The organism is Marinomonas phaeophyticola, assembly GCF_026966905.1.
In the GTDB taxonomy this organism is placed as follows: domain Bacteria; phylum Pseudomonadota; class Gammaproteobacteria; order Pseudomonadales; family Marinomonadaceae; genus Marinomonas; species Marinomonas phaeophyticola.
This window is the reverse complement of record NZ_JAPUBN010000011.1, coordinates 339,907-363,043: the sequence shown is the minus strand read 5'-3', so window position 1 is coordinate 363,043 and position 23,137 is coordinate 339,907. Positions and strand designations below refer to the sequence as shown.

Sequence of the window (23,137 nt, the reverse complement as noted above, 5' to 3'; positions counted from 1 at the left end):
ATATCCGCGGTTACGACCGTTAACTTTATATCGACATTTAAAACGAGCACAGAGCCATGATCTTCATTGACCCTGTTAGCAAATTACGTTCACGAAAAGAGATAAAACATTCACTTAGCCAAGATCATAGGAAACGAGCACTGATTAGCAAAGAAGAAGTTGACCTTAGTGAGGCGGTCAATTTTCAAGGAAAATTCATTTTAACCGATGAAGGTATGTACTCACTTACCGCTGATATGAGTGTTATTGTTTTAATAATTCAAACCGCAATTAATGCACTGTGTGGGAAACACTTACCTGTACGTGCGATCAATGAATTACCAGAAATGAACAATGAATGGCAACTCAATATTCAGCCACCACCGGTAGAAGCAAAACAACAAAGAGAAACATATTCAGAAAAACGCCCTGCTAAAGAGTCAGATATACAGCATTACGCTCTAAGCATTCCCGTTTTAAGTAAAGATAAGCAAATATGCGATTTTAACCTAAGTGTTACTTGCAACCGACATTTTGCAAAAAAATACATGTGGCCTACTCCTGAAAAAAAAATAAAATCCTTACCAATAGCATCCCCTTACCTCATACGTTTTCTCTCAACCTTACCTCAATCATTATCATTTGACTTTGATGATGATGGAGAACCCGATCAACTGTCACCGCTACAAGTACCAACTAGCCAAAGAACAGAAAACTCTTTTTCATCAACAGAATTCCCCGCAAGTGGATTAAGGATCTGGGTGAAATATAAAGATCATCTGCGCTTACAAATATTAGGAGATTCTCACTTTGGCGCTGTTTTTGTTGGTAATATTCTGCCCCAAAAAAGCCAGTACATACTCAATGACAAAGAGAAAACCGCAGCAGAATTAAACACCTCATCACACCTAGATATAGAAATTTGACAGAAAGGATAAGCAAGAAAGCAAAAAAAACCTTAAAGAAGAATACCTTAAGGTTTTATACACGTCATTGACCAATGAAAGTTTAAATACTAAAGCTCGCGCCACAACCACATGTTGTCGTTGCGTTCGGATTTTGCACCGTAAAACGAGAGCCCTCTAAGTTTTCTTTGTAATCGACCTCAGAGCCAACCAAGTACTGAAAGCTCAATGGATCAACCACCATTATGACACCATCTTTTTTTACCGAGGTATCGTCTTCTTGAAATTCATCATCAAATGTAAAGCCATATTGAAAACCAGAGCAACCGCCACCTGTAACGTAAACACGCAACATCAGTTTTTCGTTCTCTTCTTCTTCAATCAATGCTTTGAGTTTTGCCGCCGCAGCAGAGGTAAACTCAAAAGGCTCAGCTGATTGCACGTCACTCATTTCTACTACCACAATCGTTACCTAATCCGTTTTACTAGAATAAGACAATCTTATCCTAGTAATTTAGTCAAGTATAGAGTTTGTAACTAATATCAGGGGTTAGCAGGATAATTCCTAATGCTCTCGAGTGGCTCTAAAACGAACATCAGGCCATTTTTCTTCAGCCATCATTAGGTTTACCCGAGTAGGCGCCAAATAGGTTAAATGACCACCCCCATCCACCGCTAAATAGTCATAGCATTTACGCTTAAATTCTTCAAACTTTTTAGGGTCGTCACACTCAACCCAGCGGGCCGTATTGACGTTAACGGCTTCATAAATACATTCTACTTTATATTCGTCTTTTAGACGGTAGGACACGACTTCAAATTGCAATTGTCCAACGGCTCCAACAATTAGCTCATTGTTACGCTGTGGCATAAACAGCTGAGTCGAACCTTCTTCTGACAGTTGTTGTAAGCCTTTTTGTAACGCTTTCATTTTTAGCGGGTCTGTCAAACGTACACGACGATACAACTCTGGCGCAAAATGCGGAATACCTGTGAATTTCAAATCTTCACCTTCAGTAAAAGTATCCCCTATCTGAATCGTCCCATGATTATGTAATCCAATAATGTCTCCAGACCAAGCTTCATCAACGCTATCACGATCACCCGCCGTAAAGGAGACCGCATCCGTGACTTTCACGTCTTTACCAAGGCGGTTATGGCGCATTTTCATACCTTTTCGATACGAACCAGAACAAATACGCATAAAAGCAACACGGTCACGATGTTTTGGATCCATATTCGCTTGTATTTTAAATATAAAGCCAGAAAACGCCTCTTCCCTGGACTCTACATGACGCGTTAAGGTTCCGCGTCCCATTGGTGCCGGAGCCCACTGAACAAAGCCATCTAGCATTTCTCGGATACCAAAGTTCGACAACGCAGTGCCGAAAAACACAGGTGTAATACGACCAGCCAAATACTCATCTAGATCAAATTCATGACTCGCACCTTTAACTAGATCAATCTCATCCACAAAATCATCATACAAGTCACCAAGGTGCTCTCGAGCTTCATCTGAGTCCAACCCCTTAATTTGAATGTCATCCGTTAACGTATGGCCTCGACCACGAATAAAAACATGAATGGTATCTGTATAAAGGTTATAAACCCCTTTAAAAAAGTGACTCATTCCGATCGGCCAAGTAATGGGGGCCGCCCTAATCTTTAACACATCTTCGACTTCATCTAATAATTCAATTGGATCACGAATATCTCGGTCCATCTTATTAATAAAGGTCAGAATAGGCGTATCGCGTAAACGACAAACGTCCATCAATTTAATAGTACGATCCTCTACACCTTTCGCTCCGTCGATCACCATTAATACGGAATCTACCGCAGTTAAGGTTCTATAGGTATCTTCCGAAAAATCTTCGTGTCCAGGCGTATCCAATAAATTAACAATACGGTCCTTATAGGGAAACTGCATTACGGAAGAAGTAATGGAAATTCCCCGCTGCTGCTCCATTGTCATCCAGTCAGACGTAGCGTGTTTGTCCCCTTTACGACCTTTCACCGAGCCAGCGGTTTGAATTAACTGACCTAACAATAATAGCTTTTCAGTAATGGTTGTTTTACCCGCATCCGGGTGGGAGATGATAGCAAAGGTCCTTCGCTTATTGATTTCATTGAGAAAATCTTGGTTTGCCATGTATAAATTCTTTTAGTTTGTACACGGATTTGTACACACTTTTGGAAGTACTCTCTTTTCAGTTCTTCGCTTGTCAAATCCGTCGTGTTAATCGTAATTGGCCGCTATTTTCGCTGATCTTGACTTTATAAACAATCAATGGTTATCTAATCAGTTACCGTTTACTCTCAGCGTGCGCCAATGCTCAGTTGTAGCTGTTTGCAATCTTTGCTTCTTCAGCTCATGAACAACTGTGGCTAAACCACAAATTCATTCGCTAGCAAAAATCGATGATAGCTTGTTTAACAACGCCTATAATTGAGTAGTTGCCGTTGATCGGTATTACTGGATATTGTGGATTAAGAGGCTTCAGATATTTTTGCTCACCATCCAAGACTAATTGTTTAAAGGTTGCTTCTCTTGAATCGTCAAGCCGCGCTACAACCAATGAACCAGATGAGTAAGGAGCATCAGGATCTACAACGATCACAGCTCCCTCAGGTATTGATCTTTTGCCGCTTGGGTTTTCCATACTGTCGCCTTTTACACGCAGTGCGAAACAACCTTCGTGTGCTTTCCCAGTGACTTCACGCCACTCTTCTGCATCTTCAAAGGCAAATCCCTCCGCTATTTCAGTCCAATCCCCAGCCTGAACCCAATTAATAAGAGGAATTCTCCCTTTAATGTCAGGCCCTACTTCAACATTACCGACCCCTAATCCAATTTCGCCATCACCTGTGGAGAGCCAATGAGCATTTACGCGAAGCGCCTCCGCGATCTGCATGGTGTAACGAGACCTAGCCGATTTACCAGAGCAAATCTGGCTGATCGACTGCTGTTTTATGCCAATGCGACGAGCCAACTCAGACTGAGTCACTCCAGTAAGCTGCAAGGCATGATTTAGTCGTTCAGATAAAGTTTTCATAAGCTTTTATTCTACAAATAAAACTGTAGCCTTTCAACAATTTTAACTGTTGACCACCTTACAGTTTAAACTGTAACATTCAATCTTGTAACAGTTATTATTGTAACAGGAGACGGTATGGAAGTGTTTAACACGACACAAAAACATCTTCGCCGTGCCATTGACTTGGTCGGCGGGCAATCAGCACTAGCACGAGCCATCAACTCAAAACAGCAAAACGTCTGGTTTTGGTTAAATAAATCAGGACGCGTTCCTGCTGAATTCGTTTTACCCATAGAACAAGCTACGCAAGGACTGGTAACCCGATCTCAGTTAAGACCAGATATCTATCCCGAATGCTCAAGCGAGCTGAACGTCAGTAATCAGTAGGACTAAGGGCAAGTAATGGTCAGCATTTTACTTACAGACAAAAGTGAGTTCTTCCATGCGTGATTATGGCAAGGTCTACACCCGCTTTTGGCTAAAGCAAAACGTTTTGTCCTGGAGTGACTCTGCGAAGTTGCTAGGACTGTATTTGCTTACATGCCCACATTGTAATTTGCTTGGCTGCTTTCGATTGCCGATTGGTTACGTTGCTTCTGACTTGAACTGGGATGAGCAACAGGTTGCCAAGGCTTTAAGTGAGTTAGAACAAGATCAGTTCCTGATTCGTTGCGAGGAATCCGGTTGGACTTTAATTCGGAGCTTTCTGAAGCACAACCCAATCGAAAACCCAAACCAAGGTAAAGCAGCCTTTCGGTTGCTTAAAGATGTACCTGCCGACTTCGTTGGTATGGCATCGCTTTTGAAGTCTCTTGCCGCTTTTCAAGCTCGGCTACCAGAAGAATTTTCATCATTGTTTATGCCTGATGGCAACCCGGTAAGGGACTCTCAACGGTCGGATGACTCTGAGAGAAGCAATAAACCAACAGTTAAAACTGTTAACAACATACAGTTTGAAGACTTCTGGGAAGTACAAATACGCAAAGAAAAAAAGCGAAAGCCAAAGAAGAATGGCTACGCATGGGTCTCGATGAAGACCATGAACTCGCCTTGGAAGTACTAACACGCTGGAAAGAGCAACGAGACAACCGATTGCAGTATCAAGATCGGACTAAGACCCCTATGCCACATAACTGGCTTTTAAACCGGCAATGGGAAGACGAGTACGTTCGCATTGATGAAGTACAGCAAACATCGATGGGGCTAAAAGGCAGCAATCACCAGTTGAATATTGAAGAAAGCAATCGTCGCATCGCTGAAAGCTGGGCCGGACCAGGTATTCGGGAGGTTCGTTCAAGTGCAGGAGGTTGATAAACGCGAGTTTGCTGAAGTTTGGGGAGCAGCTTGGGCCATGTATGGCAAAAGCGTATCACCGCAATTGCTATCCATCGCATTTGAATCTCTTCGCGCTTACAGCATTGAAGAGGTACGAATCGGTCTGACTCGGCATATTCAATCACCGGATACTGGGCAATTTTTTCCAAAGCCCGCTGACGTCATCAAGCATATCGATGGCAACTCGGGTTCAAGAGCCATGGTTGCTTGGAACAAAGTTGACAAGGCTGTTCGTCAGGTTGGCGCTTGGACATCCGTGATGTTTGACGATGCGCTTATTCACCGCGTGATTTCAGACATGGGTGGATGGGTTGAACTCTGCAAGGTTGATGACAGGGAATACCCCTTTAAGCAAAAAGAGTTTTTAACACGCTACCAGGCTTACTTGCTACGGGACGAAGTGGGTGAATACCCAAGGCTATTACAGGGTATTGCAGACCATCAGAACCAGCAAAAAGGATTTGATATGCAAGCGCCTGTTGCCGTGGGTGACTGGTCAAAAGCGGCACAAGTTTATACGAGAGGCATCGCTGACTTTAGCGCAGTGCCATTAAAAAGAATAAGCCCGAAAGCCATTCAGGCGCTTCTCGGAAATCAATTAGAGGACAAAAATGAAAACGATTAAAGCAAAAACCGTTGCCCTAGTGATAGCCATGTCCGCAAGCACTTCAGTCTATGCGTTTCCGGGCTATCAGTGGGAAAAAGCAGCACAAAATGTTGGTATTGATCCAGTCATGCTCTACGCCGTTGCCTTGGCTGAGTCGGCCTCACATCGAGGTCTTAACATGACCAGTCCATGGCCATACGCAATTCGCAATGGTTCAAACGCAACCTACGCCAAATCTAAGACAGAAGCGGAGCAACTGTTAAACCAAGCACTGCAAGAGACTGAAAAATACCAGCTCGATATTGGCCTTATGCAAATCAATTTGCATTGGCATGGGCATCGAGTGAGCTCAGCAGCAGAACTGCTAGACCCCATCACCAACCTTACTGTCGGCTCCAGTATTTTGGCCGAAGCAATCAAGTCTTCACCAAACGATTTAGAGCTTGGCATAGGCCGCTATCACAGTTGGAACGAAGAGCGTGCACGCTGGTATGGGCAAAGAGTGCTTTCTATCTATCGCAATATTTTACATGAACTGGAGGTCCGTCAATGACAACCAATCAACAAGACTTCTATCAATTAAATTTGGCGTACCTACACGCAGCACGTGAATTAGCGCGAATTGATCCGCAAGAGGCGGTCTTGCGCTTTGGACTTACACGCGACGTGGTGGATGCACTGATTAATGCCGGTGTTGACGACCTGCAACGAGTTGCGACCTCATCATTCATGCTGTTTCAACCAAGGGGTAACCAAAGCCAACTGATTGAGATGGTGAAGAGCAAAGGCACAGGTATCCCAAGAATCGCTTATTTATTATCAACCCTAAACAACAAGGGGGATGCATGATTGATAACCTGTCCAAAAGTGAGCTGTTTACCCGAGCCTCGCTGCTTATTAAATACGGATTTCGAACAACCATTATCGCGCTCGATACTGGTTTGCCAATCCACATTATCAGAAGGCTGCACAAAGAAGTGACTGGCAAGTCACCTTGTCCTGGTCAATTACCAGAATCTGATGCCATTGTTAAAAGCAGAAGAGCCCTAGTTGAAGGCTCCCTGCTGATGGCGCTTTATGTCAATATTGGTGGTGATAATGTCTACAAGCAATTAAATATCGATGCTTTGATGAAGGCTTACGATGCGTATTTGGTTGCAAGAAAAGAAGCAGATCTTCCAGCTGAGATCCCCTGGAAAAAACTGACCATCAATGAAGGTTGGGTTCTAGCTCGTGATTTAAGATCACAGCTTGCATCCTTACACCGGTGTCGATGCGGCAGTCTGTATTTGACGGTATCACAACAGCGCATTCAGCTTAAATGCCCTGTGTGCGAAATTATGGCCGAGCAAACCACTAGAGCACTTTTTGAGAACTAACATGCTGATACATGATTTGATTGTGCACTGTCTGTGCACTTTGAGAGTACTAAGAAGATGACAAACTTACTTAAATCTTTACCAGCACGCTGCTGGTTTATATCACTGGGGCTTTTTCTGGCAACTTTGGCTGCGGCTCATTTCTTTCCATCAGAAATATTAACGACATCTGCCAAGTTAGCGGCTCTGCCATTTCTGTTCTGCACCGTCGTTTTTTTCAGCTACTTGGGATTCAAAGCGACCTGTAATCCCATCGGACTTATTGCCATAATCACTATGCTTGTAGCAATCGCATATTGGCAAGCGAGTTGGACAATTGTTGGTTTGGGACTCTTTTTCTTAGCTATTTGTACTGGAATTAGATTCTTGAGTAGCCAAGTTAAAGATTCGGGTAGAACTTTGAGCATTGAAGAAAAATGGTATTGGTATAAGCTCCATTCGTTTTTTGATGGCTTTTATCCAAGGTATCCCAAAAAGCCAAAAAAATAGCCAGCCAACCACAAGCTGGCTACCTTCTATTTTCAGTTCCTTCCTGATGCCTGGTTATAAGCCCTAATATCGATCAAGTTGTTCTGAGCATAATCTCCCGCAAGCGATGCATTTGAGATCACCGCTATCTGCTTATCCACAAATGCTTTATCTTCTTCGGACACACTGTCAGGAATGTAAGCGCCACTCTCATCCTTTTGACGATACTCATTTAGCATTTGCTCCCTTAGACCTAGCATTTCAGGCGACCAACTCGATGAGTCTTCAGAGTTGAATACGCGCCCCGCCAAACCTTCATTGAAAGCTTGAGCGAACACTTGACTTTGAATCGGGGTCAATCCCATTCTCTGCCCTTCGCTGTATGCTTCCTGTTTAAAATCATCAGCATACTGCTCTAAGAACTCACCATATCGATTGTTAACTGCCGCACCGAATGCCCCCGCCAACATGGCTTCAGACTTAGTGCCCCAGTTAACTTCGGAGGCATACTGCGAACTCGAACCACTGTATGCATCATTAAACGCCGTCAAAGGATTTTCCAAAGAGGTTCCGGCATCAACGGCTGCTTTTAACCCATCCCATGTTGATTTGCTGGCCACCGTTGCATTGTGCAAGAAACCTCGTGAGCCAGGTTCTGCAAGGGCTTGCTCCTTGTAACTCTCATAGTCTTCGCCAAAATGATTCAAGGTATGCAGTGCTGCATCAGTATGCTTGCCACTGAAATCACCGATAGCACTGGCGCTGTTGAAGAACATTTCAGCACCAGAGACTCCGCTATCATCAGCCATAATGCGAGATCGCCACTGAGAGCCAGCTTCACTGTTTAGTCCAGATTGATAGGTACTTGTGTCAGAAGCTACGGCCTGCTGGGCTTGTTGCTGATGCGCATTCAGCTGTCCATCTACACCAGAAAGATTGGTTTGGTAAGCGGATTGAGCCGAATTGAACTGCGTTTGGACTGTTGCAGCATCCTCATAACCTCCCAGTACACCCGATTCGACTTGGCTTTGAATACCACCAAAAGTAGGTGCCGTTGATGACAAGCCTTCATTAGAGCGTGGCTGTATCGAGCGTAAATCGGCTCCGGTAGCCATGGCCATAACAGCCATTGCTGCTTGATAATCATTGTCGCGTTCAGCGGGCGTTGAAGAGTTGCTATAGGTTAAAGACTCCATAGCTGCGGCCACATACGCCTGATTATCATCAGGTAGCAAGCGCTGATACATTGGTAGGTTTTCACGTAGTCGGTTACCGGCTTCAACATGCTGGTTCATATAGAGACCTAAATAATCCATTACTTCAGGGTTATCCGCTGCTAATCGAGTTAACGTCGCACCATCCGTGTTTCTTTGTCCTGATAGACTGTAGCTGGCCTGATCAAGCTCACTAAAGCGGTTTGATGCCGTGACAACGTCTTGTGCTGAACTCTGAAGTGACTGATAGTCTTGATTAGACAACGACATCTCAACGCCAGAGCGTCTTGAATCTGAAAGGTCCTTAACCATCGCATCGCGATACTCAGCACGTCGTGAATCACTCGATGCCAAGCTTTGCATCTCCCCAGTGAGCGTATTTGCGGTCGTAGACCGAGAACTGCCTTCTGACGACTCAACTTGGCCACTAAAGTTACCGCCTAAATCCAGCCCAGCTCGTACCCTTGATAGTTTTGGTACACGAGATGAATCTGGCTTATCAACTCCAGGCAAATTACCTTGTGGAGAATCATTGCCTCCCGTTCCAAGAAGCCTCCCAAGAAAACCCTTATCGGCAACTTCTTTCTCACCGGGATTAGTAATGGTTCCATCGCCACCAACCCTTAGTCCGCCAGATAACACGCCCGATACCAAGCCACGTACAGCATCTTTTTTATCGTCTCCGAAACCATACCGTGTTTGAAGGTCATCAGTGACCTGATTAACAACGGCACTAGATGCGGAATTAGAAGAACCGATCTGACGTCCAACCGAAGACAGGTTGTCGTAACTTAGCTTTTCACCAAAAGTTCGACTCATGGTATTGCCAACCTGACGACTAAAGGCTTGGGTTGCCTGAGTCATGGATTCTTTTGCAGAGCCGACCATTGAACCCACTGCGTTACCGACAGAGAAACTGCTTAGTAGGTTTGACGCACCGGTCATAGCAGAACCCGTAAGAGCTGAATTCTGGAACATTGACTGTGATTGCATTACCGGGGCATTTTTCGCGACATCTGGACTTGCCAGCTTTTCATCAATGGCATCACCGTTTTGAAGACGTCCAGCCAAGTGGGTAGCGGTTATTGCTGAGCCATACACGAGCATGAGCGAAATCGCCGGAACACTCGACGCCAACATGCCGCCAGTAGCTATCCAGGTTTGCAGCACTGAATCCATCTGCATCATCCCAGCAAAAGATGGCACTTCTGTACCTGCAAAGGCATCAAGCGCCGACATTTTCCCTGCAACGGTTAAATGAATATACAGGTTAATGATGGCCATGACAGGCATCCAAAGTTGAATCCAAAGCAGGATTAACAAGTACTTCCCGGCCATTCGCATCCCGATTTGGCCAAGGGCAATCACAAAGGCCATCAATGGGGTGATGGCGTAAATGAAGCCCTCAAAAAACGTCATCATCGGACGAACGATACTTTGGAACAGGGTCTGCTCCGCCGCCCATTGTGTATTGCGCTGCTCAATCGCTTGGTTAACCATAACGGCTGCGGTGAAAGCTTGATCATCCATATACTTGCCCGTCACGCTTTGCTCATAAATAGGCAAAAGCACCGACGCGGTCATGTACTCTTGGGTGTTAACCGAAGCCAAACCAAGGTTATTCAGTGCATTTCGGATCACGTCATCAGTGTCAGTGGCTGACGAAGCCCCCAATGAGGCTGATAGAACCTGTTTAAGCCTTGGAATGAAGGTTGATTCTGTTATGAGTTTCAGCTGGCTATAGGCATCGGTGCAGTCCAAATCGCTACTGCTACCACTGAGCATGATGCGTGTGCCATAAATACGCGAATCAAACCTAATCGCAGTCATTGGGTTAGGATCACTCAGCACCTGATCTAGGTTCTTTTGGCCGATGTCGATACCAATCAAGGTACACTCTTTGATGTAGTTAAACCACGATTGCTCGATGTCCGAACCGGCGACACGATTTGCATCACCCAACCCAGAGCGATCCATCACCTGTTTTCTCACTTTAATCAGTGACTGTAAACTGGATGCAAAGCCGTATTCCGTCATGGCGGGAGTTGAGAACGCCGTTTCAAACAATCGCGTGATTTGAAAGCCAACAGTCGAAATCGTACTGCCTGCGGCAGCAACACCGATGGGCACATTATCAACCACTCGAACTTGTCCCGTGTACGCATCCTCAATGCTCACGCGGGTACTGGGCCCAAACATGGTTGCAAAGACTAGCCATGAGACTAAAACGTGTTGAAAGTTAATCCCACGACCACCTTGCATTAAGGCCTGAACAGAGACCATCAATACCCCAATGAGCAAGCCAATCCGAACCATTGAAGTAAAGTCGCCTGTACCAGTGATCATTGCGACAGCGTTCAGGACCTGCTCTAAAAAAGCCGAATCCCCGATGGAATAGATCTCCCACATGACCTATTCCCCCAACGCCGTAGATTTAACGGTGTAATAACGCTGCTTGCGAATGGTCTGAATCACTTGGTTAAAGTGCGCCAGCAATTCTTGCTCTGAGCCGTATCTTCGCTGCAACGCGGCGTACTCCTCATTGATTTGGCGACGTGCACGTTCAAGATCTTCCGTTAACAACTTCGCATAGGCATGATCTTCCACACCCGATGTGCTTCTAGCTGCGTTGAGCATGTCTTCAACCAATGCTCGGGCCATCTCAACAGCAATAAATGGAGCCGCTCGTGAAGCAAACGACCTAGCGGCCCCTTCATTTAATGCAGAAAGAGTTCGAATCATGCCCCCAATGCTGGCAGGAGCCGAGGTCATAAAAGCCTTTTCGGTGGTGCTAGCAGCCCCTGTATTTCGAGCAAACTTAAAAATAATGCCGTTACTAGAACCTGTACCAAGAAGTAAATTTTCTACCTGAGTTGATAACCCGGTAAGAGTCACGTTAGTGATTGTTGGGTTCAGACAACCGTCTTGCGTCACTGTGTCACATCGGTACATAGCGACGTTACCGCCATGAATTAGATTCTCAATAGTCACTTTATTGCCATTCAGCCTGGTCAGTTTTGGGGCTTTACCTTGGCCATCAGCGGCATTAGCAAGATCACCAACAATGATCGAACCAGTCACCGACATAACCGCTTCAAGAAAACGGTCATCCCCCGATGCAAACCAGCTTGATGCCGAGTGACGTTTCAATGCTCGCCAAACCAAATTACCTTTAATCGTTTTGTTCACATCAGATGCCGCGACACTCGAAGCGTTCTCATATGGGTTCTTACCATTGGATTCACTCCAACTGGTAAAAACGTCTCCAGCCCCTTTAAGTGAGCTCAACATGCTGGCTTCTGTTTGCCCCTTTTTACCAAAAGCAGCCAGGGTATCGTTCACGACTCCCTGAGCCATTTGACAGGAATTGCCGAAATACTCGTTCAACTGCTGGATTTTCTTTTGCAGTGTCTCCATGTGCTGAGAGCATTTCTCACACATAGCACTGAGCGCTAATTGGAATGCGTATCCCTTGGCGTTTGCAGCAACAGAACGGAGTAATTGAACAAACTGATCTGCATTAACAAATGACAAACTTCCAGCGAACATATCAATGCCGCCACAACCGGCTTGGAATGACGGAGGCACCATAGAGACGAGGTTCTCGTTCATGATTCTGTTACGGACAACAACACTTCCTCCAGATATAACGCCACGCCGCTGACTCTCGAATACGCCAGGCGCAGTAGTGTTGGTCATTGAACCAAACAACTGGTTCATCTCCTGTTGCAAGCTTGCTTGGCTCATAGATGAAAAACCAATCGCACAGGCGATTAGCGATACTCGGAATACTTTTTTCATTGTTATAACCCTCCTTGTGCACGCAGATAGCGAACAAGGAACTCAGGGTCCTGTAATATCTTTTCGTTAAGCTCTTGGGCTGACATCGCGAGTGACACGCCGGGTTGAACAGGTCTGGTGGCATAGTAAGTTTGATCGTCAATCCAACCGGCTTGATGGGCTGCAAGAATGATTCGATTATTGAGCTCATCAAGGCTCATTGCGCCTTGGCCAATGGGAGTGATGAGATTAGGCGGATCAACTAAAAACACGGCAGGGACAGTCGTAACGGACAAGGATTGTGCTTGTCCTGAATCGACTTTGTAATTGGGAAACTCTCCACCGGGTAAAGGCAAGCCATCGACAGCAATAGCAAACACCTCAAACCCATAGTTCAAGGCCATAGATTCGATGATAGGCGCTTGAGCATGGCAATAAGGGCAATCTGAACGATAGAAAAAGAACAAGCCAGCTCGTTTTGCTACCTCACCTAAAGCAACATCCCGTTGAGTGCCAGCTTCTCGATCCATCCGATTAGCAGCATAGGTCGCCAAGGGTCTGCGACTGATTTCATCCAAAACAGGATCGCCCATAACCACCTGCTGGCTAACATCAGCAAATAGTGAGCCCTTATCCATCATAACGCGCTGGAGATACAGATAGGCTCTGACGTTCTCAGTGGTCGGCTCATCAATTGCCTTGTCCATGAACGACTGCATGTGCTCACGAAACCAGGCAGCACTGAAGGGCTTCAGCTCGCTCTGAATCGACTCTGCCGCACCAGATTCCGGCTTAATAAGCTCTTCAGCCTCCGCTGGCTCAGGAATGACCTGATACCAAAACCAGCCTTCCTGACCACGCTGATAGAATTGCCCATCACTAGCATGGGCGGGCAAGATGAATAGAAAGAAAATAATGATTGGGATGGTCACCCATAGGATGAACCAAGGTAACAAAGGGGTTCTCATTGTCAGCTCCAGAAAATTTCACAGAGCTAACATGCTAAAGATCCCCGCCAGTGCCATTGGCCAGATAGATGAAGGAATTGTGTGTGTTTCTGACTATAGGGAACTGTCAACCCAACTCAGCTGACTTGTCACTATCTCGATAATGCCTATGATATAAAAATGATACCCAACTCAATAAACAATCTCGACTTCAAAAAAATGACATTTCGTTGAACAATGGCCTTTCTCCACAAAAAAACGTCACCGATTAAAAACCTTAGAATAAAGGGCATTAATAAAAATGCTGCACTGCTCTTTCATTTTCCTATTAAAATCAATATACGTATCTTCAGGGATTTTTAGAAAAAGCACATGGAACGGTATCTCTTGTCCTTGCTGGTGAATAATATCTGAAATCACACCCTGTGTTTTTTCAAGGTTAAGTGAAGCCCATCGTTCTTCTGATATAGGGTAAATAAATCCACATCCCTTGATTGCGGCAACATTTCCATACTGCCCTATGTAAGTATGTAGCTGAAAAAGATCTTCACGCTTCACCCCAAATTGTGAATCAAATGCTTTATACTTCACATCAAATACGAATAAACTCTCATCGATTTCTATAACAAGATCAGGTTCAAGTTTTCTCATATAACCACTGAGAGCACCAGATGCTATTTGCTGACGTTGCTCGAACTTACCTAGCAGGCGTAGCCCATCTCGCTTGATGAGCTTACGAATGAAATATTCAAACAACATCGAAATATCGAAAAAGAAAGCACTCGAATCCTGCTGCGAATCAAAATCAGAGCCCTTCCGGTCAATGACTTGCTTAGATAAGTCAATGAGCACGTTATAATCATTGTAGAAAGGGTTGGTGAAATGAGAAGTCCTCAAAATTTCTTGCTGTGACCTTTTAATCCCCTGATTGGCAGTCAGAAATGCACTATAGATATTTCGTGTTTGGTGACAAAATGAGTAATGTGCGACTGCTTCATAAGCTTTTATAAAAAGTGAAGTTGCAGGGCTGTCGTAGCTGTGCTCTCGGTACGAGCATAAATATTTTCCAGATGATTTATTCTGGAAATAATCTGTAGCATTTATAGTTCCCCTTACGCGGGAAATACGATCATTTCTTGTAATATAAGTCTTTGGCAAGCCCAGGCGGTATGCTCTCTTAAACTTAATGTTCCATAGATATGCTAAAAGCCACTCGTAACCGTCTGCGTGACTTTCTCCTCCAATGTTTTCTAATTCGAGAAATCCATCGGCATCTGCAATGATGTATTGAAGGAAAGCATCACCAAAACGTGAGCTGATCTTCAGAGAGTAATCTCCTCGCTTAACAAATCCGATTAGATTGCCCGTGTCGAGATTAAAATTTCTGGCATCCGTACCAGAGACACCGATGAAACCGCCATCTGTATTGTGTTCGTAATCTTCATCATTGAAGAGTATTAAAGCATCGGAAATATTATCATTCAGCGTTTTTTCGACATCACGAGATACCGAATTCAAAAAGTGCCAAATTGCAGACTCGTCGTTATGAGGATAGGTCCATTGTCCTTTTGATTTGGCACTAAGGGTTATCGACTTTCCTAAACGTCTATTTGTCAAAATGCCTTCGCTGACAAAATAGGACTGGTTATCGACCAGTGTGCCGTTCTTAATGATATCGAAAAGCCACACAGTTTAAACCCCAAATGCCTTTCCGAAGGAGCTAATCAGTTCAGTCTCCTTACCTGTTCCACGAAGATACTCCTGTAATAACGGACGAATACAATCATCCCATACACGCTCTCGTACCTCCGAAACTGTAAGGCTGGTTGCATACTTCAAGTCCATCAAATAGGCATGACCAATTTGGTAATCATTACCAAGCAAAGGTTCTTTAGCTATCAATTCATTCAAGCGTTCAAGGTTATCCACCAAGGGCAGCCAAGCTTTGCAAAATTGGTTCAAATGGTATTTCAATAGCGCCATATCAGGCACCACTTCTTCCCAACGGAATCTTCGACGCAAAGCGAAGTCAAAACTTTCGACACTTCTGTCTATCGTGTTCATCGTTCCAATAAGATAGATGTTTGTTGGAATGAAGAACAAATACCCTTGTGCGTCCTTAAGCATACCAGTATGTTCATTGTTCAGATTGGAATATTGGGTTTTAACGCAACCTCTAGTGCCTCGGTATTCCAGACAGTACATTAACTCACCAAAAACGCGAGACAACTCAGCTCGGTTTACCTCATCAATTATAAAGAAAAATGGTGGTACTGCTTCCGATACAAGCTTGGATATATCTGATATTTCGAAAATATCCTGCCAATGCTCGCCTGATAACTTTTCTCTAAACGGGAGAAGTTCCTTGATAGTAAGAGACTCCCACTTCTGAGCAAGTCCAAGCCCATATACATCGATTTCCCACTTACCAGCGCTTCGGCAAAACTCTTTAAAAACACCATTTTGCAACGTTAATTGAGAGTTCCCATCACTGTCCAAAACAGGACGTAGCCCTTCCATAAAGTCTTCATAACTGAAAGAAGGATGAAATTGAACCAACTCAATCTGACTTGCATGTGTGAGACGGCTGTAGGGAGCAAATTCCTCTTTCCAGATGTCAAACAAGAGCGAAGTTTGCAGGCGAGCTTGATAAGTTTTCCCTGTCCCCGGCGCACCGTATTTAACAATCTGCTTCTTTAAACTGAATGGGTTTGACAAATTCTCGTAAAGCACCCAAACAAACTGACTAAGATAAAACTCATCAGTTTTACCTTCCCGAAGCTCATTATCAAACTCGCTTTTGATGCTCTTTAATAGAAAAATGTTTTTAGCAAACCAACTTTGATTTTCTTCTGCTGGGTATGCTGGAATTATTCCTTCGCGTATAAGCCAACTAAAAACCTGATTAAATTTACCGGAATCAACCGTTGTGGAGACTTCGAGCGTACAAGCTGCTGCCACTCGATTAACGAGAACAGGGTTGTTGGATTTACCTTGGTTAGACCACGAATCAGAAAAAATCGTGAAGTTTTCACTGTTTGGAATCAATATAAATTTTTCTAATGCGGATATGAAATTCTTGTTTTTAATGAATGACTGGAAGTTGTCATTGCTCAACACTGACTGTCCGCGAGAAGCGATACCGTTGCTCTTCTCATAGATTAACTGCTTCAGAAAGGCTTCATCATTTTGAGACAAGCCTTCTCCAGATGTGATTCGCTCACGGATTTGAGCGACCTGACTGTAAAAGTCACGATAGGCTTTGTGCCATCCATTGACTTCATGCTTCCTGTTCTCAATAAGATATTTATATAGGTTTTTCAGTCTACTTTTCATTTATTCCCTTGTTACTGGATTATCGGACACACATCTTGAATTCATTTTGCGCTTTTGTGAGAGACTCATTTAGCCTGAAAACAGTAACCAAAGTCTTCATTGCTCCTGACGGAACGACCACAAAATGCAAATCACTGTTACTGTGCCGCCAAATATCAGCTTTGTTACTATATTTTTGGTTCTTATGAAGAGCTACCTTTTCAGGCAAAATTGCTTTTGTCAATGATGAGCTAAATAACCTTGAAGTCAAAGCCTTCCAAGGATGCTTAGGTGCACCGTCTGAAAGCCGTTCCACAAACCGTTCCAGTGCATGACGAGTCACCACGACAGGTCCAATGTTCGGAACGTTGATGACCTCATCGATTTCTCTCACTGTAGCATTATCGACGCTGTATTCTTCGAAGGAATGTGAGAGCCAATCGTCCCGCTTCTCTACCGATATCTGTGCTTCTTGGTAACGGGTGAGCAAGAACCTAGTCAAGATGTAAAGTGAATGCTGAGTTGAGCGTTGTTTCTGTAACTTTTTGATAGCTCCTTTACTGACCCCGATTTGAAGCCCATTACCGCTTCGGTTACTCCCCATCACCTCTTTCACTGACAGTAGGTGATGAATAGCATAAAGCTCAGCTGCAATTGGCTTTTGCTGCTCAGGTAGCTTGTCGTATTGCTCACCTAAATCGACCTTTAGCTCACCACCTCTTCGAAGTCCGGTCTTCCAGTAAACCGTAAACTCACCATCAATCTGCTTTGTTAACAGGGTTAATACCATCATGTTTGTTTCTCCTATTGGTTATCTATTTTTCATTTTCCATGTTTTTTCAAATATGCAAGGCGCAAAAAAAGGGGCCGAAGCCCCTTAGATTAGATATGAACTTTCGGAAAGCCCATGGCACCGTAAACATTCAGCACATCATTCCAATCCCAACTTTTCACGCCGAGTGACGTTGGTATCGGGGGGATCAACACTTGTGTTAGAATGCCTTTTTGCCAGGCTTTTTTCTTGAGTTCATTCGCTGCATTCAGGCCGGTCTCAGAGAGATCGTGATCTGCCCAGATGTACAGCATTTTCACATTACTTGGTGGTTCAAACCTAGCCAGTAGCGTTGCATTCACAACCGACCAACATGTTTGCCCCGTTGCTCTGGTTACCGCTAGGGCCGTTTCTATACCTTCAGAAACACCTAGTACTTCACCAGGCTCACCTATAGGAATGGCACCACCAGTGATTGTTCTGTCACTTGGTATCGGCATCATCTTTTTAGGCTTTTCAACCGGCGCTTTGAATCCATCTTCACTTAGGTAGATCCGATGAAACGTGGCCGAACGCCCTTGCTGAGTAACGATTTTACCTAGCAGCGCTGGGTAGCTATCGATAAACAGGCCATCTTCATCATGGTAAGGCAAGTTTGGATGAAACCTCAGCACCGAATCCCATTCAGGACGAAGCCGGGTAACAATGCCACGACGATGCATGTAGTTCCAAACTGGTTGCGCACGAGTATCTGCAAGAGAAAACGTTTCTCCCCAGGTTTGATTCAACCGATGGATAATCGCTTTGTCCTCGTCCTGCTTTCTAGCCCTCCAATCAACTGCGTTACTCGGTATTGGCCGAATAGGCGCTTGTATTTGTCCGGATTGAATACCAAGAACCTGGCAGATTGCTTCAATAGACTGAGCAAAGTTCCATCCATTAATCCAAGACAACAGTTCAAAACCATCATGAAAGATACCGCAGGTGTTACAAACGCCACCTCCGGTATATTCAGCATCTTTGAAGAGCCTAAAGCCATCACGACCGCCATGAACAGGACAAGCCACATGACGGCCCTTTCTAGCAATGGCGGCATTAAGTTCTGGCACCAATACCGCTAATACTTGAAGCCATTGGCCATTAAGATATGGCCTCACTGTTTCAATCTGTAAAGGTAACGCCATATAACCTCCTTAAGTAAAAAGCCGACTCCTACCACTGGTGGTAAAAGTCAGCTTGGGTCCTGCATTAAGCCGTTTGGTTAATGCAGGAACGTTAGTCAAGCTGGATATCATGTCGTCTTAATAGCCACATGATGGAATCACGAAGCACATCAGGATCGACAACCGCAGCCATCGCGCAAACACGAAAGCAAAATGGCGCTATTTCGTCATTTTGAATCCACGACAACACATCCTTGCGCAACCGAGTGCTGACACGACCGTCCAGCAATACTCGGATCGCATCCAATAGAATGCCTTCGCGTAACTGCCAGATTTCCGTGTCAGACCAAGTGACTGGGGCATCATCAAACTCAAATAGAAATTCGAGCTGTGATGACGTGTGTTGATGGGACTGCTTTTGTGATGTAGGAGAATGGGCAATGCGCCCATTCATTAAAGATAACCGCGTTCGGCAAGCGAAACGCAGCCCTCGGATGCGACCACAACATGGTCAAGCGTTCGAATATCAACAAGTGACAAGGCGTCACGGAGTCGATGAGTAATGCGTTTATCAGCTTCACTTGGCTCAGGATCACCCGATGGATGGTTATGAACCAATATCACTGCTGCTGCATTAAGTTCTAGCGCTCGCTTTGTTACTTCCCTTGGATACACGCTCGCCGCATCTAAAGTGCCTTTGAACAGCTCTTCAAATCGAATGACGCGATGCTTTGTATCAAGAAACAGCACACCAAAAACCTCGTGCTCATACTCGTGCATCAGTGTTTGCAGGTATGAGAACGCCGACGATGGCTGTTCAATTTTTCGACCTTTACTCAATCGACCACGGGCAAGCTTAAGCGCCATATCTAAAATATCCGCTTCAGTCACTTGCTCAGGAACGATGTAAGTACCGGCTTGTTCGCCAGCTAAGAACTTTCTGTTTTTCATAGGAGTCTCCAAAAAAAGCGGAGACGAACCCATGCCCTGACGGAGACGGAATCGTCCCCGCAGGGTGGTAAAATTGATGTGGTTACTGAATTAACAGTTGTTGTGTTACTTCGAATAACTCACGCTTTAGATCTTTGACGTCATTAATCACAATGCTTTGAGGAAAGAATTTCTCAACACTGCGTGTTTGAATCCCGATCCCCAGCAGCTCAAAGCCACTGCGTCTGCACCGGTCAACAATGTCATGCGTGGCAGCCCAATCATCTGGGTCACCATCCGTTAGCACTATCATTAGCTTTCGCTTCTGTTTTTGCGCTAACAAACTGTTTGCCGCAAACCACATCGCTTGTGCCATAGGCGTACAACCTCGTGGTTTTTGGTCAAAACAGGCGGCCCGATGTCGAACCGATTGCTTGGGCAATAACGCGATAGAAACTTCCTGATGAATACCAGGAAAATAACTGACCGCAGGTACAACACCCGGTATGCCTTCCAGTGCCATGGCCAAAGCCAAAGCGGCTTCATTGGCAACATGAAAGTACTTTCGATTACCTTCGCCAATGGGTTTACCCATTGAACCCGATATATCGACCAGCAAGTGCACAGCAGCATTAGGCGCAATGCGAGGTTGCCTTTGAATAAACAATCTCGACTCACCTGCTTGTGAAGCGGCAAGACGATGGGTTGCAACTCGAAGACCGTGCCTCTTGGCATGATTCCGATTGTCCTGACTGGACTGAACCATGCCCCTAAGTCGGGCTCGAATTTGAGCCGACTCAGACGCCGATAAGGTCAAAATGGCCTCATCACCCAACACAGCTTGCTCTGCTTGGGGTAAACTGAGTGGAGTGACGCCCTGATGCCCTTCAGCTTGTTCCGACAACACTTCTGCCACTTGTGCAAAGGTATCGGGTTCAAACTGAGCAGCACTGGCCTCTAAGGCTTGTCGCAAATTGTCAGCTTGAGCAGAGTTATCAGAATCACCCGTTTCAGCAGCATCCCCTGTTACAGACGAGTCTGTTTCTGGGGTTTGACTGTCACTACTGCTGTCATTACTCACAGCTTGTCCAATGTCATTACCGCTATCAGCATCCGACTCACCCTGTGGTGGACGAGATTCGTCTTCCAACATGGCAACGATGGCATCTACAAGTTTCAGCACTTCACCTGTAGAGCCTAAGCTAGGCACTGCTGTCAGCATGGCGCTTAACCGGCTCATCGCTGCGGCAGGAAAGAGTTGTCTCACTCTTTCATCAACTGCTTGATACAAAGGCGTCAGTGCTTTCTGACCGAGAAAATGGCATCTCAAGCGGAACAACAACCATGCTTGCAAGTTAGATGCAGGCTCAAGCTGTTCAGGTACACACATTTGTTGAGTGTCCACCATGTACTCAATCACTTGCGAAATACTGCGCCGGGTTCCGGGGTAATCCTTTGCCAATTCGTTTTCAATGCGAACGTCCTCAATGATATTGAGAAGTGCCTTACGGATCGGTTTGGACGACGCCTTCTGCACCATGTCAAAATTAGTATGCCGAATATGCGCCGCTTCATGAGCCAGATAACCCCAAGCTATCTGTTGATAGTGTGGGTCGTCTGGGTTTGCTGTTGGGATCACAATCCGCTCACCATCGGTAAACGCATCTTGTCCTTGAATAAGCACCTTCACACCAAACTTTTCGCCATAAGCGGCGGCAACGATTGGCAGTGCGTTTTTTAATGGATGATTCATGGGAGTCTCCTAATCATTAGGGGGAATACTCCCTCAGCGGGAGCGTTTCCCCGCTGGGAATGTGGATGTTTAAACCTGTGCTTTTAGCTTATCCAGGTCGTATTTTTGACCTAACCAAGCCACCAATTGAGCTGGACTCTCGTGCTGTTCAAATGACGTTTTAAGCTGGTCTAAACTCAGGATGTCATCCAATGTCAGACCGTACTGGTCTTGTAACTGAGTAGACACCTCGTGTTGATATTGCAGCCAGGCCCGCTCAAAAGCGGTTTGCTGCAATGCCATGTTTGGAACAAATACCATGGCCGTTACCCAAACACCTTGCCCGTCCGCATCTGCGATCAGCACAGGGTTCTTGGGGATCAAAACACTATGTGTTGAGTACGACCGTTGTACTAACGCTCGACAACACGCCACTTCTGGTATCGATTCGCTTTCAACAGCATCAGTCACACCACGAAAATGTGGTTCAAACTGGTTCAGTTGGCTGGGGTTATGGATGGTTGATTGCATAATTTCCTCTTACATAGTTCAGAGGACATGCGCCCTTCAGGGCAACATGCCCTCAAGGACGTTAGAAATAAAATGAGTTTGGTACAGTCGAACCAAGGTTTGGTCTGACGGTTGGTTGTGGTATTGCACGTAAGTTATCTGCCTGAGCAGATACTGGCTGTGCGGGTTTAGGTTCAGGTTTGGGCATCAGTTGTCTGATATCCAATTGACCTTCACCGTGCATTCTCATCTTGTCTGGATCAGACAAAATTAAAATGGTCGCCATCAGTTCGTGATAGAGATTGTCTGTCACAGGGCCGGTCTTCGGCAGACGAACAAATAAATTGTCCATCGCTTCAACCATTGGCTGAACTCGGTGATCCAGGAATGACAAACCATCCAACTTGTCTCTTAACCGTTTGAGAGGGTTAAGGGCTCGCTGACTGATTTGATTCTTACCTGCAACGGAACGCTCAAACAGTTCATTGGCATCACGAGCCACCTCCCTAAAGAGGGTGTGTCCCATACCATTGACCTTGTCATCTAAGCCACCAGCTTGGTCAGCCGGTTGCATTCGATAGATGGCGTAATCGAACTGAAGCCGTTGTTCCACGTCTTCGATGGGTGATAATGCACGTCGGATTGCATCTGCAAATTCCGGGTGTTTTGCAACCCAGTCAAACGTCACCTGATCATAGTTGTCCAGGAACAACTGCTTGCACTGCGCAAACTCCTGACCGATTCGGTCAAGCTCTGGAACAATCTGATCAATTCGCTCTTCAGGGACAGCATAGCCACCTAAGAACCGCACACCGACTTGCTCACACAAGCGCTGCGCTTCTTTCTTAAGCCTTTCAAAATTCGCCAATGCCTCTGGGTCGCAAATTTTTTTACTCCCTAAGCTGGCAACATCCTTCGGTGGAAGTTGGCTGCCATTGGCTAATCTGAAATCTTCAGGCCTTAGTTTTTTTCTACCGCTCCAGATGGAACAGTCGATGTGACAAATCAAAAGTTTGTCGAGGGTTTGAATACTCATAGTGCATCCTCATGCGAGATGGGGACG

Annotated in this window: 24 protein-coding genes; 9 read left to right on the top strand and 15 right to left on the bottom strand. The window is 45.2% G+C overall.

Going from position 1 to position 23,137, the window contains the following annotated elements; all coding sequences use genetic code 11:
- The first annotated feature begins 56 nt into the window (after window positions 1-56).
- Window positions 57-905: a hypothetical protein gene (locus O1D97_RS05550; RefSeq protein WP_269123637.1), complete on the top strand. Its 849-nt coding sequence runs from the start codon at window positions 57-59 to the stop codon at window positions 903-905.
- 82 nt (window positions 906-987) lie between these two features.
- Here the strand turns inward: O1D97_RS05550 and erpA are convergent, their stop codons facing one another.
- From erpA to O1D97_RS05535, 3 genes are all read right to left on the bottom strand, one after another.
- Complete coding sequence (gene erpA, locus O1D97_RS05545; RefSeq protein WP_269123635.1) at window positions 988-1,335, bottom strand: iron-sulfur cluster insertion protein ErpA; 348 nt, start codon at window positions 1,333-1,335, stop codon at window positions 988-990.
- Between the two features lie 114 nt (window positions 1,336-1,449).
- Window positions 1,450-3,036 (bottom strand): peptide chain release factor 3, encoded by a 1,587-nt coding sequence (locus O1D97_RS05540; protein ID WP_269123634.1) that lies wholly within the window; start codon window positions 3,034-3,036, stop codon window positions 1,450-1,452.
- Window positions 3,037-3,292: 256 nt separating this feature from the next.
- Entirely contained in the window at window positions 3,293-3,940 is a 648-nt protein-coding gene (locus tag O1D97_RS05535; RefSeq protein WP_269123632.1) for a LexA family protein, read from the bottom strand.
- A 123-nt stretch (window positions 3,941-4,063) separates the two neighbouring features.
- Here O1D97_RS05535 and O1D97_RS05530 point away from each other — a divergent pair, with 123 nt between their 5' ends.
- Genes O1D97_RS05530 through eexS form a run of 8 tightly spaced genes read left to right on the top strand, consistent with a single transcriptional unit; the run spans window position 4,064 to window position 7,732 of the window.
- Window positions 4,064-4,309 carry a transcriptional regulator gene (locus tag O1D97_RS05530; RefSeq protein ID WP_428981098.1) on the top strand — a complete coding sequence of 82 codons (246 nt, stop codon included), beginning with the start codon at window positions 4,064-4,066 and terminating at the stop codon, window positions 4,307-4,309.
- Between the two features lie 55 nt (window positions 4,310-4,364).
- A complete protein-coding gene (locus O1D97_RS05525) occupies window positions 4,365-4,985 on the top strand; it encodes a hypothetical protein (protein WP_428981097.1) in 621 nt (206 codons plus the stop codon).
- Window positions 4,943-5,233: a hypothetical protein gene (locus tag O1D97_RS19830; protein WP_428981096.1), complete on the top strand. Its 291-nt coding sequence runs from the start codon at window positions 4,943-4,945 to the stop codon at window positions 5,231-5,233. Before O1D97_RS05525 ends, O1D97_RS19830 begins: the two co-directional genes overlap by 43 nt.
- Window positions 5,234-5,273: 40 nt before the next feature.
- Entirely contained in the window at window positions 5,274-5,882 is a 609-nt protein-coding gene (locus O1D97_RS05520; protein WP_269123628.1) for a DUF6475 domain-containing protein, read from the top strand.
- A complete protein-coding gene (locus O1D97_RS05515; protein ID WP_269123626.1) occupies window positions 5,869-6,417 on the top strand; it encodes a lytic transglycosylase domain-containing protein in 549 nt (182 codons plus the stop codon). Before O1D97_RS05520 ends, O1D97_RS05515 begins: the two co-directional genes overlap by 14 nt.
- Complete coding sequence (locus O1D97_RS05510; protein WP_000210563.1) at window positions 6,414-6,713, top strand: flagellar transcriptional regulator FlhD; 300 nt, start codon at window positions 6,414-6,416, stop codon at window positions 6,711-6,713. The genes O1D97_RS05515 and O1D97_RS05510 overlap by 4 nt, the downstream gene beginning before the upstream one ends.
- Window positions 6,710-7,243 (top strand): FlhC family transcriptional regulator, encoded by a 534-nt coding sequence (locus O1D97_RS05505; protein WP_000566755.1) that lies wholly within the window; start codon window positions 6,710-6,712, stop codon window positions 7,241-7,243. Before O1D97_RS05510 ends, O1D97_RS05505 begins: the two co-directional genes overlap by 4 nt.
- A gap of 57 nt (window positions 7,244-7,300) precedes the next feature.
- Window positions 7,301-7,732, top strand: coding sequence for an entry exclusion protein EexS (gene eexS / locus O1D97_RS05500; protein ID WP_110076562.1), 432 nt, complete (start codon window positions 7,301-7,303; stop codon window positions 7,730-7,732).
- A gap of 32 nt (window positions 7,733-7,764) precedes the next feature.
- Here the strand turns inward: eexS and O1D97_RS05495 are convergent, their stop codons facing one another.
- The 12 genes from O1D97_RS05495 to O1D97_RS05440 form a co-directional block, all read right to left on the bottom strand.
- Window positions 7,765-11,334, bottom strand: coding sequence for a conjugal transfer protein TraG N-terminal domain-containing protein (locus tag O1D97_RS05495; protein WP_269123585.1), 3,570 nt, complete (start codon window positions 11,332-11,334; stop codon window positions 7,765-7,767).
- 3 nt (window positions 11,335-11,337) lie between these two features.
- Window positions 11,338-12,726 (bottom strand): conjugal transfer protein TraH, encoded by a 1,389-nt coding sequence (locus O1D97_RS05490; protein WP_023584068.1) that lies wholly within the window; start codon window positions 12,724-12,726, stop codon window positions 11,338-11,340.
- 2 nt (window positions 12,727-12,728) lie between these two features.
- A complete protein-coding gene (locus O1D97_RS05485; protein WP_269123583.1) occupies window positions 12,729-13,673 on the bottom strand; it encodes a thioredoxin family protein in 945 nt (314 codons plus the stop codon).
- Window positions 13,674-13,913: 240 nt separating this feature from the next.
- Window positions 13,914-15,341, bottom strand: coding sequence for a 5-methylcytosine restriction system specificity protein McrC (locus tag O1D97_RS05480; protein ID WP_004249393.1), 1,428 nt, complete (start codon window positions 15,339-15,341; stop codon window positions 13,914-13,916).
- A 3-nt stretch (window positions 15,342-15,344) separates the two neighbouring features.
- Window positions 15,345-16,988, bottom strand: a complete 1,644-nt coding sequence (locus O1D97_RS05475; protein WP_269123580.1) for an McrB family protein — start codon at window positions 16,986-16,988, stop codon at window positions 15,345-15,347.
- A gap of 19 nt (window positions 16,989-17,007) precedes the next feature.
- The gene (locus O1D97_RS05470) at window positions 17,008-17,760 is read right to left on the bottom strand and encodes a hypothetical protein (RefSeq protein ID WP_269123579.1); all 753 of its coding nucleotides are present in this window, start codon (window positions 17,758-17,760) and stop codon (window positions 17,008-17,010) included.
- Window positions 17,761-17,849: 89 nt separating this feature from the next.
- Window positions 17,850-18,923: a DUF7146 domain-containing protein gene (locus tag O1D97_RS05465; protein WP_269123577.1), complete on the bottom strand. Its 1,074-nt coding sequence runs from the start codon at window positions 18,921-18,923 to the stop codon at window positions 17,850-17,852.
- Window positions 18,924-19,014: 91 nt separating this feature from the next.
- Window positions 19,015-19,356 (bottom strand): plasmid-related protein, encoded by a 342-nt coding sequence (locus O1D97_RS05460; RefSeq protein ID WP_224640830.1) that lies wholly within the window; start codon window positions 19,354-19,356, stop codon window positions 19,015-19,017.
- On the bottom strand, window positions 19,356-19,853 hold the full coding sequence (radC, locus tag O1D97_RS05455; RefSeq protein WP_225468059.1) for a RadC family protein: 498 nt from the start codon (window positions 19,851-19,853) through the stop codon (window positions 19,356-19,358). The genes O1D97_RS05460 and radC overlap by 1 nt, the downstream gene beginning before the upstream one ends.
- A gap of 82 nt (window positions 19,854-19,935) precedes the next feature.
- Window positions 19,936-21,585: a VWA domain-containing protein gene (locus tag O1D97_RS05450; RefSeq protein WP_269123571.1), complete on the bottom strand. Its 1,650-nt coding sequence runs from the start codon at window positions 21,583-21,585 to the stop codon at window positions 19,936-19,938.
- Between the two features lie 69 nt (window positions 21,586-21,654).
- Window positions 21,655-22,095 (bottom strand): hypothetical protein, encoded by a 441-nt coding sequence (locus O1D97_RS05445; RefSeq protein WP_023584062.1) that lies wholly within the window; start codon window positions 22,093-22,095, stop codon window positions 21,655-21,657.
- Window positions 22,096-22,156: 61 nt separating this feature from the next.
- Window positions 22,157-23,110 carry a DUF3150 domain-containing protein gene (locus O1D97_RS05440; protein WP_007104988.1) on the bottom strand — a complete coding sequence of 318 codons (954 nt, stop codon included), beginning with the start codon at window positions 23,108-23,110 and terminating at the stop codon, window positions 22,157-22,159.
- Window positions 23,111-23,137: the final 27 nt, after the last annotated feature.

Bases quoted from the DNA above. Each gene is read 5' to 3' on its own strand.
- O1D97_RS05445 (WP_023584062.1), bottom strand. From the start codon at position 22,095: ATGCAATCAACCATCCATAACCCCAGCCAACTGAACCAGTTTGAACCA.
- O1D97_RS05485 (WP_269123583.1), bottom strand. From the start codon at position 13,673: ATGAGAACCCCTTTGTTACCTTGGTTCATCCTATGGGTGACCATCCCA.
- O1D97_RS05490 (WP_023584068.1), bottom strand. From the start codon at position 12,726: ATGAAAAAAGTATTCCGAGTATCGCTAATCGCCTGTGCGATTGGTTTT.
- O1D97_RS05475 (WP_269123580.1), bottom strand. From the start codon at position 16,988: ATGAAAAGTAGACTGAAAAACCTATATAAATATCTTATTGAGAACAGG.
- O1D97_RS05440 (WP_007104988.1), bottom strand. From the start codon at position 23,110: ATGAGTATTCAAACCCTCGACAAACTTTTGATTTGTCACATCGACTGT.
- O1D97_RS05450 (WP_269123571.1), bottom strand. From the start codon at position 21,585: ATGAATCATCCATTAAAAAACGCACTGCCAATCGTTGCCGCCGCTTAT.
- radC (WP_225468059.1), bottom strand. From the start codon at position 19,853: ATGAAAAACAGAAAGTTCTTAGCTGGCGAACAAGCCGGTACTTACATC.
- eexS (WP_110076562.1), top strand. From the start codon at position 7,301: ATGACAAACTTACTTAAATCTTTACCAGCACGCTGCTGGTTTATATCA.
- erpA (WP_269123635.1), bottom strand. From the start codon at position 1,335: ATGAGTGACGTGCAATCAGCTGAGCCTTTTGAGTTTACCTCTGCTGCG.
- O1D97_RS05510 (WP_000210563.1), top strand. From the start codon at position 6,414: ATGACAACCAATCAACAAGACTTCTATCAATTAAATTTGGCGTACCTA.
- O1D97_RS05525 (WP_428981097.1), top strand. From the start codon at position 4,365: ATGCGTGATTATGGCAAGGTCTACACCCGCTTTTGGCTAAAGCAAAAC.
- O1D97_RS19830 (WP_428981096.1), top strand. From the start codon at position 4,943: ATGGGTCTCGATGAAGACCATGAACTCGCCTTGGAAGTACTAACACGC.
- O1D97_RS05550 (WP_269123637.1), top strand. From the start codon at position 57: ATGATCTTCATTGACCCTGTTAGCAAATTACGTTCACGAAAAGAGATA.
- O1D97_RS05535 (WP_269123632.1), bottom strand. From the start codon at position 3,940: ATGAAAACTTTATCTGAACGACTAAATCATGCCTTGCAGCTTACTGGA.
- O1D97_RS05540 (WP_269123634.1), bottom strand. From the start codon at position 3,036: ATGGCAAACCAAGATTTTCTCAATGAAATCAATAAGCGAAGGACCTTT.
- O1D97_RS05465 (WP_269123577.1), bottom strand. From the start codon at position 18,923: ATGGCGTTACCTTTACAGATTGAAACAGTGAGGCCATATCTTAATGGC.
- O1D97_RS05520 (WP_269123628.1), top strand. From the start codon at position 5,274: ATGTATGGCAAAAGCGTATCACCGCAATTGCTATCCATCGCATTTGAA.
- O1D97_RS05505 (WP_000566755.1), top strand. From the start codon at position 6,710: ATGATTGATAACCTGTCCAAAAGTGAGCTGTTTACCCGAGCCTCGCTG.
- O1D97_RS05470 (WP_269123579.1), bottom strand. From the start codon at position 17,760: ATGATGGTATTAACCCTGTTAACAAAGCAGATTGATGGTGAGTTTACG.
- O1D97_RS05460 (WP_224640830.1), bottom strand. From the start codon at position 19,356: ATGAATGGGCGCATTGCCCATTCTCCTACATCACAAAAGCAGTCCCAT.
- O1D97_RS05515 (WP_269123626.1), top strand. From the start codon at position 5,869: ATGAAAACGATTAAAGCAAAAACCGTTGCCCTAGTGATAGCCATGTCC.
- O1D97_RS05495 (WP_269123585.1), bottom strand. From the start codon at position 11,334: ATGTGGGAGATCTATTCCATCGGGGATTCGGCTTTTTTAGAGCAGGTC.